The sequence below is a fragment of the Neobacillus sp. Soil_C_43 genome (assembly GCF_057656715.1).
Genome location: NZ_JBDGJV010000007.1, coordinates 163,551 through 175,853 on the forward strand (window position 1 = coordinate 163,551; position 12,303 = coordinate 175,853).

12 protein-coding genes are annotated in these 12,303 nt (G+C 44.4%); all 12 read left to right on the top strand.

Annotation, left to right across the window (positions count from 1 at the left end; translation table 11 throughout):
• Positions 1-2: 2 nt before the first annotated feature.
• The 12 genes from AC3A54_RS11900 (at position 3) to glyA (ending at position 12,082) form a co-directional block, all read left to right on the top strand.
• Positions 3-470, top strand: coding sequence for a GNAT family N-acetyltransferase (locus tag AC3A54_RS11900; protein WP_487654614.1), 468 nt, complete (start codon positions 3-5; stop codon positions 468-470).
• Positions 471-766: 296 nt separating this feature from the next.
• The gene (prfA, locus tag AC3A54_RS11905; protein WP_308081805.1) at positions 767-1,840 is read left to right on the top strand and encodes a peptide chain release factor 1; all 1,074 of its coding nucleotides are present in this window, start codon (positions 767-769) and stop codon (positions 1,838-1,840) included.
• A complete protein-coding gene (gene prmC / locus AC3A54_RS11910; protein WP_487654647.1) occupies positions 1,833-2,696 on the top strand; it encodes a peptide chain release factor N(5)-glutamine methyltransferase in 864 nt (287 codons plus the stop codon). Before prfA ends, prmC begins: the two co-directional genes overlap by 8 nt.
• Positions 2,697-3,274: 578 nt before the next feature.
• The gene (gene spoIIR / locus AC3A54_RS11915) at positions 3,275-4,096 is read left to right on the top strand and encodes a stage II sporulation protein R (protein WP_487654615.1); all 822 of its coding nucleotides are present in this window, start codon (positions 3,275-3,277) and stop codon (positions 4,094-4,096) included.
• Positions 4,097-4,384: 288 nt separating this feature from the next.
• Complete coding sequence (locus AC3A54_RS11920) at positions 4,385-4,831, top strand: GNAT family N-acetyltransferase (RefSeq protein WP_309857553.1); 447 nt, start codon at positions 4,385-4,387, stop codon at positions 4,829-4,831.
• Between the two features lie 184 nt (positions 4,832-5,015).
• Entirely contained in the window at positions 5,016-6,059 is a 1,044-nt protein-coding gene (locus AC3A54_RS11925) for an L-threonylcarbamoyladenylate synthase (RefSeq protein WP_487654616.1), read from the top strand.
• 125 nt (positions 6,060-6,184) lie between these two features.
• Entirely contained in the window at positions 6,185-6,742 is a 558-nt protein-coding gene (locus AC3A54_RS11930; RefSeq protein WP_487654617.1) for a manganese efflux pump MntP, read from the top strand.
• A 130-nt stretch (positions 6,743-6,872) separates the two neighbouring features.
• Positions 6,873-8,354 (top strand): C39 family peptidase, encoded by a 1,482-nt coding sequence (locus AC3A54_RS11935; RefSeq protein ID WP_487654618.1) that lies wholly within the window; start codon positions 6,873-6,875, stop codon positions 8,352-8,354.
• A gap of 243 nt (positions 8,355-8,597) precedes the next feature.
• The gene (locus AC3A54_RS11940) at positions 8,598-9,038 is read left to right on the top strand and encodes a low molecular weight protein arginine phosphatase (RefSeq protein WP_487654619.1); all 441 of its coding nucleotides are present in this window, start codon (positions 8,598-8,600) and stop codon (positions 9,036-9,038) included.
• Between the two features lie 290 nt (positions 9,039-9,328).
• The gene (gene rpiB / locus AC3A54_RS11945) at positions 9,329-9,775 is read left to right on the top strand and encodes a ribose 5-phosphate isomerase B (RefSeq protein ID WP_487654620.1); all 447 of its coding nucleotides are present in this window, start codon (positions 9,329-9,331) and stop codon (positions 9,773-9,775) included.
• A gap of 357 nt (positions 9,776-10,132) precedes the next feature.
• The gene (locus AC3A54_RS11950; protein ID WP_487654621.1) at positions 10,133-10,699 is read left to right on the top strand and encodes a TIGR01440 family protein; all 567 of its coding nucleotides are present in this window, start codon (positions 10,133-10,135) and stop codon (positions 10,697-10,699) included.
• 141 nt (positions 10,700-10,840) lie between these two features.
• A complete protein-coding gene (gene glyA / locus AC3A54_RS11955) occupies positions 10,841-12,082 on the top strand; it encodes a serine hydroxymethyltransferase (protein WP_487654622.1) in 1,242 nt (413 codons plus the stop codon).
• Positions 12,083-12,303 lie beyond the last annotated feature (221 nt).

Genomic DNA, 12,303 nt, shown 5'->3' on the forward strand with positions numbered 1-12,303 from the left:
GGATGCAGCTCTATTTTTATAATGAGGGATTTAAACAAGATATCGAACAATATCAAATAACAGAAGATCAATTGCGTTTTACAGGGAAGCCATTAGATTGTATCCGGCTTTCCCAAGAGGATGTGGACCGCTATTCCATCTTGGCAATGGATGAAAAACAGCTGGTTACGTATTTTGATTTACATAAAAATGAGGGTGTGGAACCATACTCTGATAATAAGAATGCGATATTAATTAGAGCTTTTTCAACCGATTCCCGCCACCTTGGAAAGGGCTACGCAACAAAGGCACTCAAGCTATTACCTGGCTTTGTGAAGGAACACTTTAGTGAAATCAATGAGCTTGTATTAGCGGTGAATCTGAAAAACGAAGCCGCACAAGCTTTATACAAAAAATGCGGATTTGTGGATGAAGGCGTAAGAAGAATGGGACCAAAGGGAGAACTAATCGTCATGAGTTACTATCTTTAGGTGAAATTTTAACTATATGGCTTTGTTAAACTCATTGGTGATTTTGGCATCTGTTGATTGGAGCGGAAGGAGCGAAGACTCCTGTGGGAGTATGGTTCAGGGGAGACCCCGCAGGCGCTAGCACCGAGGAGGCTCGCCGAAACACCCACGGAAAGCGAAGCTCCTGGAGCGGAAATCAACAGACTAGGTTAGTAGAAGTGAGCTACAAAAATTTTTTTCCCGCAAATTGGTTTTGACTGCGGTTTTCACCTATACTATAATTAGAATGTTATGGACTAAAACTCGAGGTGAATGCTGTGTTTGATCGTCTTCAATCTGTGGAAGATCGTTACGAAAAGTTGAATGAACTTTTGAGCGACCCAGAAATTATTAATGATTCAAAAAAACTTCGTGAATATTCAAAAGAACAATCTGATATACAAGAGACTGTACAAACGTATCGTGAATATAAAGAAGCTCGCGAACAGCTTCAGGATGCGAAGGCAATGCTTGAAGAAAAGCTCGATGCCGAAATGCGTGAAATGGTAAAAGAAGAAGTGAACGAGCTAGAAGCCCAAATCGAAGAACTAGAAGCCAAGATGAAGATTCTTCTTATTCCAAAGGATCCGAACGATGACAAAAACGTTATTTTTGAAATCCGCGGGGCTGCCGGCGGAGATGAAGCGGCTTTGTTTGCTGGTAATTTATATCGCATGTACAGCCGTTATGCGGAAGCACAGGGCTGGAAAACTGACCTCCTTGATGCCAGCCCAACTGGACTTGGCGGATACAAGGAAATCAGCTTTATGATCAATGGTCAGGGCGCATACTCCAAATTGAAGTATGAGAACGGTGCCCACCGTGTTCAGCGTGTTCCGGAAACGGAATCAAGCGGCAGGATTCATACGTCGACGGCAACCGTTGTTTGCTTGCCGGAAGCAGAGGAATTAGAAGTAGAGATCAATGATAAAGATATCCGTTTTGATGCGTTTGCTTCGAGCGGTGCCGGCGGACAGTCCGTTAACACGACCATGTCAGCCGTTCGCCTAACACACATTCCAACCGGGATCGTTGTTTCGATTCAGGATGAGAAATCGCAGCATAAAAACAAGGATAAAGCGATGAAAGTCTTACGTGCGCGTATTTATGATAAGTATCAGCAGGAAGCACAAGCTGAGTATGATTCCGTACGTAAATCTGCCGTTGGTACGGGAGACCGTTCTGAACGGATTCGTACGTATAACTTCCCGCAAAACCGAGTGACTGACCACCGAATCGGCTTAACGATTCAAAAGCTGGATCAAATCTTGGAAGGTAAGCTTGATGATATCATCGATGCGTTAGTTATGGATGACCAAGCGAGAAGACTGGAAAGTGCATCTAATGAATAAAAAAGGTTTTGAAGCTCTTCATTGGGCTTCTTCTTTTTTAGTTGAGAATGGCCGTGATGAGAATGCAGGGGAGCTGCTTCTTCGTCATTTCAGTGGTATGTCACGGGCGCAGCTGTTCGCGAATATCCGCGATGAGTTAGCTCCAGGTGTGTGGGAAGTCTTTGAAAAAGCAGTCCGTGAGCATGTTGCGGGTGTTCCGGTGCAATACATTATCGGTTCGGAGGATTTTTACGGACGTGAGTTTATTGTGAATGAAGAGGTACTGATCCCAAGGCCGGAGACGGAAGAGTTGGTGGAAGGAACTCTTCGGCGAATCAAACGACTTTTCAGTGAAAAACAAGAAATTAGGCTCATTGATATTGGTACCGGTAGTGGTGCAATTGCAATTAGCATGAAGCTTGAACAGCCTGCACTAACGGTTTTTGCTTCTGATATTGCTGAAGAATCGTTGAAGGTGGCGCAGGAAAACGCACTTCGACTACAGGCGGACGTCGAGTTTTTCCAAGGTGACTTGCTGAAGCCGTTTATCGGAGGAGCGTTTGATGTGGTGATGTCAAATCCGCCGTATATTCCGACTGGTGATATTGTGACGATGTCGGAAGTGGTAACGGAGCATGAGCCTCATCGTGCGTTGTTTGCTGGGGAGGACGGCTTGGACTTTTACCGGCGCTTTATGGTGGAGCTCCCACAGGTACTAGCGCCGTGCGCGTTAGTATGTTTCGAAATTGGGGCCGGTCAGGGCGAAGCGGTAGCGGAGCTTTTTCGAAAAGCGTTCTCGAATGTGAAGGTAGAAGTGGTCAATGATATTAACGGCAAGGACCGAATGGTGTTTGCGGAAATCGGCTTCGGGGCATAATGCCTCGGAGCTTTTTGTTTTAAGGAGGATCTTTATACTCTACAAAAGGATGACTTGACAATGAAAGGGATAGGGATGGTAAGTGTCTACGTGCCCGAAAAGGTAGTTGAATAAAGGAAAAGGTCGCGTAGGAAGTGTCTATGAACCCGAAAAGGCAGATGGAAAAGGGAAAAGGTCGCGTAGGAAGTGTCTATGAGCCCGAAAAGGCAGAAGGAAAAAGGAAAAGGTCGCGTAGGAAGTGTCTATGAACCCGAAGATGTAAGTTGGATAAGGGAAAAGGTCGCGTAGGAAGTGTCTATGAACCCAAAAAGGTAGTAGGAAAAAGGAAAAGGTCGCATAGGAAGTGTCTATGAGCCCGAAAAGGCAGTTGGATAAAGGAAAAGGTCGCGTAGGAAGTGTCTATGAACCCGAAGATGTAGTTGGATAAAGGAAAAGGTCGCATAGGAAGTGTCTACGAGCCCTAAATTACGGTTTAGCAACTCGTCGTTCTTATGAAAAAATAGCATTTTTTATCATTTTACTAGTTTAAGATTCTGGCAATCTGTCCACAATGAAGATATCGAAGGGACGGTGCTGAGATGAGAAGCAAATTAGTAGTTTGGGGATATTTAGTGGTTTTATCGTTAGGGACAATCCTAAGTTTATATATGCCGAAGACGGAAGCTGCAGCAAAGGAGTCGATTGTGATTCCGGGGGAGGCGATTCGCCTCAGAATTCTAGCAAATAGTGATTTCGAATCAGACCAAGCGATTAAGCGCAAGGTACGGGATGCGGTGAATGCGCAGATCACCCTGTGGGTTCAGGATTTAACATCAATGGAAAAAGCAAGAACGGTCATCAATTCGAAGCTTCCAGAAATTCAAGAGATTGCGGAAAGAACCGTACGTGAGCAAGGTTCGGATCAGTCGGTAAAAGTAGAGTTTGGCAAGGTACAGTTTCCAACGAAGCTATATGGACAGTTTTTATATCCAGCAGGCGAGTATCAAGCGATCTTGATTACTCTTGGTGAGGGTGAAGGAGCGAACTGGTGGTGCGTGCTTTATCCACCATTATGCTTTCTTGATTTTTCAAATGGTGTGGCAGTGAGTAACGGGTTTGAGGAAGAGAAAACGGCGAAGGCTGAGATGGCAGCAGATAAAGAAGTGGAGCCGAAAGCGGAGGTAAAGCAGGATAAAGAAGTGGAAGCGTTGGTTGATCATAAGAAAGTTACAGCGGCTGTAGAGCAAGAGGTAGTCGAACATAAAAAAACGGCTGTGGTAGAAAAGGAAGCAGTTAAGAAAGAAGAAAAGAAGACGAAAAAGCAAGTGAAGAAAAATGCACCTGTGTACACAGAAGAAGATGAAGAGCCGGTAAAGGTGAAATTCTTCGTAGTGGAAATGTGGGAAAAGCTCATGTACTAAACCAGTTTCTAGAAGGAGCTGGTTTTTTCATTATAGGAAAGTATAATTCGACTTCGAGAATTGTCCAGCTCCAGCGCCTAGCCCCTCGGGTCAAATAACCTTCGGCAATAAAAGTCAAAAGGCGGACTTTTCTTGCCGAAGAACATTTGCCTGTCGGGGCTGATCGAGGCGCTTACGCTTTTCTTGTTGCGAAAAAATTTACTAGATTCCCGGAATAGGACTGTTCTATTTTTCCTACCTATTCATATTAATAGAGTAGAAAAAGTAAATGAATGAGGTGGAAGAGAGATGCAGGCATTAATTCGTAGAGCAAATAAAGAGGATTTAGGAAATGTAAGAGAGTTCCTTTCACGGGCGGGGCTTGGGACGGATGGACTAAATGGTGAGACCATTGATCATTTTCTACTGCTAGAAAACGAGGACGGATCGTTACGGGGGTCGCTTGGCATGGAGGGATTTGAAGAACATGGGTTGCTGCGTTCGCTGGTCGTGTCTCCTGGACAAGCAGATAAGGAAATTTTCGTCCTTTTTGATCAAATGGTGCAATTAGCGAAAGAAAAGGGAATGAGAAGCTTATTTTTGGCAACAAATAAAAGTGTGGCTCTTCCGTTTTTTGAATTAATGGGCTTTCAACGGGTCGTTCGTGAGGAATTACCAGAAGGATTTTATCAATCAGAGCACATTCGACACGTTTTAAATGTGGATAACTCGTTATTCTTAAAATTCTCTTTATAAATGTGGATATATCCACAAAGTTATCCACTTTTTTCGGAAACTTATACACAATTTGTGGATAAACCTTGTTTTTATACCCACCTTCTTTTATACTTTCAAACGTACTCGTTCAAAAATCTGAGCCAAGGTGCCTAGATTCGCCAAATTTCGATAAAAGGCTCAGTTACGATAAAGGTGGATAACTATGAACACAAAAGTCTGGAAAGTGGATAAGTATGTGGATAATCTCGTAAATAATCCACAAGTTGTGGATGCAGCTCATTTTTTACGGGAAAAAGAGGTGGTAGCCCTCCCGACGGAGACAGTGTATGGCTTGGGTGGGAATGCCGAAAGTGATGAAGCGGTAGCGAAGATTTTTGCTGCGAAAGGACGGCCAAGTGATAACCCGTTAATTATCCACATTGCAGACCGGGAACAGTTGAACCGGTTTGTAGAGGAGATTCCTGCTAAGGCCGAGATTCTAATGGATGCTTTTTGGCCAGGACCGTTGACGGTTATTTTTAAAAAGAAAGAAGGCGTTCTTTCGGAGAAGGCAACTGCTGGTTTAGCGACGGTTGCGGTTCGCATGCCGGATCACCCCGTGGCATTGGCGCTGCTTAAGGTGTGCGGTTTGCCGATTGCAGCACCAAGTGCCAATAGCTCAGGCAAACCGAGTCCAACGAATGCCGTGCATGTGATGGATGATTTAAATGGGAAAATTGCCGGAGTGCTCGATGGCGGTGCGACCGGGGTGGGTGTGGAGTCGACGGTGATCGATTGCACGGAATCAGTTCCAGTTATTTTACGGCCGGGCGGTGTTACCAAGGAGCAGCTTGAAGCAGTGATTGGTGACGTTCGAGTCGACCCGGCGTTAACCGATGAGGCAGCAAAACCAAAAGCACCGGGAATGAAATATCGCCATTATGCGCCGAACGCACCGCTTTATATGGTGTCAGGCACCAGAGAATTTCTGCAACGTTTAGTAGAAGGAAAGCGGCAGGAAGGTTTGCGGGTCGGGGTGTTAACGACAGTGGAGAATGTGGAGTTCTACCATGCCGATGTGGTGTTCGCCTGCGGAAGACGGGCAGAGTTGGAGACGGTGGCCACGGCACTATATGATACGTTACGTCGATTTAACGAGACCGATGTGGATATCATTTATAGTGAAGTATTTTCAAGTTCAGGTGTAGGACATGCGATCATGAACCGCCTGCAAAAAGCAGCAGGAAATAAGTTGATTACCGAGTAAGCACCAGGATTAATCCCGGTGCTTTTTTTTCATTTAGACAGAGCTCCAATTTCTCCCTAGTGACTTCTAAACTGGTTTGGACGTGCATATGCTTAGGTTAGTTAGTCCAAGGGGGCGGGGACAGAATGTCTGAATTAGTTGGAGAATTACTTACATTAGTGATCATGGCCTTTGCACTAGGCATGGATGCCTTCTCGGTGGGGCTTGGGATGGGGATGTACAAACTGCGGCTGAGGAAAATCTTCGAAATTGGGATCACCATTGGAATTTTCCATGTATGGATGCCGCTTGTGGGTCTACTAACCGGTAAATTTTTATCAGAGAAATTTGGCACGTTTGCCAGCTTAATTGGCGGACTCTTACTCATCATTCTCGGATTGCAGATGATTTGGGCAAGCCTGAAAAAAGGAGACGAAAAAGTCATTACGCCGGTTGGTTTCGGCTTACTCTTATTTGCTTTAAGTGTTAGTCTCGACAGTTTTTCTGTGGGTCTGACATTAGGGATTTACGGGGCAAAAATCGTGCTTGTGCTAATCTCTTTTGGAATCATGGCCACGGTACTAACCTGGGCAGGCTTGCTGTTAGGAAAAAAGGTACAAGGCTGGCTTGGCAACTACAGTGAAGCTCTTGGTGGGGCGATTTTACTTGCGTTCGGCTTAAAACTGATCCTTCCATTATGGTAGGTATTTCCTAACAAATGAGGTAACTCTTTCAAAATTACGGCTCAATTATGGTAGAATAGAAGTTGGTAAATTTTTAACATACCAATCTATTAAATAAGCAGATGAGACGTTTTTTGAGGAGGGACACAGGTTGCAGCGGAAATTTTGGATGAATCTATGTATTTCATTGGGCGTTATCACTCAAGCTATTTTTCCAAATCTAGCTTTTGCTGAAACAAGGATAAGTGCAAATGAACAGCAACAAATTCAACTGGTGGAAAAAATAACGAATCAGACGACGGTGATTAAAGGGATTACAATCCCAAATGCCACCGTTACAGTGAAAAATAAGGAAGTCCTCCTTGGTTCCAATCAAACGGATAGCGAGGGGAAGTTTGAGGTAGGTGTGGTAAAGCAGCCTGCAAACAGCCTCCTGACAATTAGTGTTGATGATGGGATTCATACATATGCAATGGAAATAACGGTAGCCACTACTGGTTGGGTTCAGGAAGCTGGCGTATGGTACTTCTTTGGCCCAAATGGAGAAAAGCAAACCGGTTGGATCAACGATAACGGTAGTCGCTATTATTTAAATTCAACGGGTGCCATGAAAACGGGTTGGTTATTGGAGAATGACAAGTGGTATTTTCTAAAAAGTTCGGGCGCCATGGCCACCGGTTGGGCGTATGACAATGGTAAATGGTATTTGCTTGCACAAAGCGGGCAAATGCAGACAGGCTGGCAGTTTGACGCTGGGTCTTGGTATTATTTGGCTGGCTCTGGTCAAATGGTAACCGGCTGGCTGAAGGACAATAACCGCTGGTATTATTTAGCGGGTAATGGTGCGATGAAAAAAGGCTGGGTCTATACTGGCGGCAAATGGTACTTCCTTGGTTCAAGTGGGGCGATGGCGACTGGTTGGCTTTATGATGGTGGAAAGTGGTACTATCTCAATACAGATGGTTCTATGAAAAAATCTAGCTGGATTCAAAGTGGTAAAGACCGTTACTATCTGGGGACAGGCGGTTCAGTTTCCTCGGTTGTGCTCGATATTCCTCTTGTAGCACAAATGCCGGAACTTCCGCGCGGCTGTGAGGTTACGTCGCTGGCGATGATGTTGATGGATGCGGGGAAAAGCGTGTCTAAAATGACGTTGGCGTCTCAAGTGCGAAAGGACCCGACACCTTATTCAAAAACAAATGGACAAGTGTACTTCGGCAATCCGTATTCAGGATTTGTTGGTGATATGTACACCTTTAGCAAGCCGGGTCTCGCTGTTTATCACGGACCAATTGCTGATTTGGCAAATCAATATTTGCCAGGTCGCGTCGTTGATTTGACTGGTTCCAATTTTGAAGAGATTTATAAGCATTTAAATAACGGGAAATCGGTGTGGGTCATCAATAATGTGTATTTTGATACTGTTCCATCACAGTATTGGCAAACGTGGAATACACCTACCGGAAAAGTATCCATTACCTATAAGGAACACAGCGTTCTTGTGACAGGCTATGACAGCCAATATATCTATTTCAATGACCCATTATCTGTAACCAAAAACCGCAAGGCAACGATCAGCGCCTTCAAACGCGGCTGGGTACAAATGGGCAAACAAGCCATCACCTATCGGTAAGTAAGTTGGAAACTTGGTAAAGTGTTTATAATAAGGATATGTGAAGGCTCATATTGATATGGTACCCTGTTGATTGGAGTGGAAGGCGCGAAGACTCCTGCGGGAGAAGCGGGTCACGGGAGACCCCGCAGGAGCGAAGCGACGAGGAGGCTCCCGGATCGCCCGCGGAAAGCGAAGCGTCTGGAACGGAAATCAACAGGCAAGTTAAAGAGAGCCTATAATAGAGGAAAGGGGGCAGACACATTGCAGCGCATTTTGTTTGTTTGTACGGGAAATACATGCAGAAGTCCTATGGCCGAAGCCATTTTGAAAAGCAAGAACCTCGCTGGGATGGAAGTCAAATCGGCTGGCATATATGCGGCCACCGGCAATGAGGCATCCTCACATGCAAAAACGGTGCTCGGGAATAACGCCATTCGGCATAACCACCAGTCGAGTTTGTTGACCACGGCAGAGGTGGAATGGGCTGATCTGATTTTAACGATGACCTCCTCCCATAAGTATGCGATTCAACAGCAATATCCGAATGCCATTATGAAGGTGTTTACTTTAAAAGAATTCACAGGAGAAAAGTATAATCACGATGTTGTCGACCCATACGGCGGAAGCCTGCCAATCTATGAAGAAACATTTCGTGAGCTCGACCAACTCATTGATAAAGCAATTGAAAAATTAAAACCTTAGTTGTGCCAAAGGGCTCTCTTTTTTAAGAGAGCCCTTTATATTTCTGGTGCAGTATGTCAAAATTAATAGAAGAAATAGACTATGTTAAAGTATATTGTGTGATTTTATCCCCTGTTGATTGGAGCGAAAGGAGCGAAGACTCCTGTGGGAGTATGGTTCAGGGGAGACCCCGCAGGCGCAAGCGCCGAGGAGGCTCGCCGAAACACCCACGAACCGCTCGCTCCTGGAGCGGAAATCAACAGACAAATTTTAAAGAACCAAGAAATAGACAAAAATAGGGGGCTTTTAAGATGAAAGTAGCATTAGCATCAGATCATGGCGGAGTCAATATTCGCAAGGAAATTACCAGCTTGCTTGAGGAATTACAGATTGAATACGTTGATTTTGGCTGTGATTGCGAAACATCTGTCGACTACCCAGATTATGCCCTGCCTGTGGCAGAAAAGGTCGCAAGCGGTGAGTTTGACCGCGGCATTTTGATTTGCGGAACAGGTATTGGTATGAGCATTGCTGCAAACAAAGTAAAGGGCATCCGTTGTGCACTTGTACATGACACCTTCAGTGCGAAAGCGACACGAGCACATAATGATACAAACATGCTTGCCATGGGCGAACGCGTCATCGGGGCAGGACTTGCACGCGATATTGCAGAAATCTGGTTGACTGGTGAGTTTGAAGGCGGCCGTCACTCCAATCGAGTAGGCAAAATTACGGAATACGAAAATAAGCAGGCGTAAATGACAGGCTGTTCCTAAGTGAGGCGTAGTTTTGCTTAAAATGAAGCTGGCTTTAAAAGACGTATACTTTCTAAAAACTATGTTGTTTTCACAGTGTTTGAAAAATAAAGGGAAAAATTCCTCTTAAATTGGGAAATACCCTTATTTCCTTAAAAATAAGGGTACTTTTTCCGTTTATTTGATCCAAATCGTTGATTTTGTCTTATTTTAGAGCAGTTAAGGGGAATTTTTTCGCTTATTTCTGCTTATTAAGCTTACTTTTTATACAATAGAGGGAATTTCTCATCTTATGATTCTCATACCTACACGAAAATCAACAATGAATGATAACATAGCCAAAAAGAAAGGTCGGGTCCAATGATTCAGGAATGGGAAAAACAATTAGAAACAATAGTAACGGAATTCAAGGAGCAAGCTTCGTTTAAGCCGGGGCAGTTGTTGGTGATCGGCTGCAGCACAAGCGAAGTGATCGGGGAGAGAATCGGTACCTCTGGAACCCTTGAAGTAGCCGAAATGATTTTTCGCCAATTAAAAAAATTGCAGGAAGAAACTGGAATTCAATTAGCATTCCAATGCTGTGAACACTTGAACAGGGCGTTGGTTGTAGAACGGTCTGTCGCCGAACAACGCGGATTCGATGAGGTTTCCGTGGTCCCGGTCCGTAAAGCGGGCGGTGCTATGGCTACCTATGCATTTGAGCAGCTAAACGATGCAGTGGTAGTGGAATTCGTAAAGGCCGATGCGGGAATGGATATTGGGCATACGTTGATTGGCATGCATTTGAAGCATGTAGCGGTGCCGATTCGCGTCACACAAAAGCTTGTCGGAGAGGCGTATGTCACGTTAGCAAAGACGAGACCAAAGCTGATTGGTGGTGCGAGAGCAGTATATGAACGGACGAAAGCGAATTCTAGCTGTTCGTAAGTGTCTGGACAACAGGGGAATGTGAAAAAATTTTCGAGCGTGCGCTCAACTTATTTTTTCACATAGAGAAAAAACGTGTTAAAATAAATAAGGAATTTTCAAATTTTTTACGCTTGCATACATAAAAGGGGGAGAAATATCATGAAGCATTTGTCTCAAGCCGACGAACAGGTTTTTCAAGCGATCCAACAAGAATTAGGTCGTCAGCGGTCTAAAATTGAATTAATTGCCTCAGAAAACTTTGTAAGTGAAGCAGTCATGGAAGCACAAGGTTCTGTTCTAACCAATAAGTACGCAGAAGGCTACCCAGGCCGTCGCTATTATGGTGGCTGTGAGTATGTCGATGTTGTGGAAGATTTAGCACGTGAACGTGCGAAAGCGATCTTCGGAGCGGAATATGTAAACGTGCAGCCTCACTCTGGTGCACAGGCCAATATGGCGGTTTACTTCACCGTTCTTAAGCAGGGCGATACAGTGCTTGGCATGAATTTATCCCACGGCGGTCACTTAACACACGGCAGCCCAGTCAATTTCAGCGGTATTCAATATAACTTCGTTGAATATGGTGTCGATGAAGTGACACACCGCATCAATTACGAAGATGTTCGTGCAAAAGCACTTGAGCATAAGCCAAAGATGATTGTGGCGGGTGCAAGTGCTTACCCACGGGAAATCGATTTTGCGAAGTTCCGTGAAATTGCCGACGAAGTGGGCGCCTACCTCATGGTCGATATGGCTCACATTGCTGGTCTTGTTGCAGCAGGCTTGCATCCAAACCCAGTGCCATACGCAGATTTTGTAACGACAACTACTCACAAAACATTGCGTGGTCCACGCGGCGGAATGATTCTTTGCAAAGAGGAATTTGGCAAGAAGATTGATAAGTCGATTTTCCCTGGCATTCAAGGCGGTCCGCTTATGCATGTGATTGCGGCAAAGGCTGTTGCTTTCGGTGAAGCACTGCAGGACAGCTTTAAAGAATACGCTGGCAACATCATTACCAATGCCAAGCGCTTAGCGGATAGCTTACAAAAAGAAGGCTTGAAGTTAGTGTCTGGCGGTACGGACAACCACTTGCTATTGGTGGATGTACAGTCGCTTAACTTAACTGGTAAGGTAGCTGAAAAAGTACTTGATGAAATCGGTATTACCGTTAATAAAAACACGATTCCATTTGATCCGCAAAGCCCATTCGTAACGAGCGGTATTCGCATCGGTACGGCAGCAGTAACGAGCCGAGGCTTTGGTCTAGAGGATATGGACGAAATTGCATCCATCATCGCCTTCACTTTGAAAAATCATGAAGATGAAGCGAAACTAGAAGAAGCACGCGGGCGCGTAGAAGCCTTAACAAGTAAATTTACACTCTATCCAGAATACTAAAAAGTACAAAGACCTTCACAAAGAAGGTCTTTTTTTTATGCCTAAAAATGCACATAGTTGATATTAGAATAATATTGAGGGAGCGTAGATAAAATTCAATGCTTTTTTACAAAAAAGCATTTACATAAAATTCTGTCAAAAACTGAAAAGTAAATATATACAAATTTTCAGCTGTATGATATGATTCTAATGTTCAAAAATTGAACACGTAAGGAGTTAGA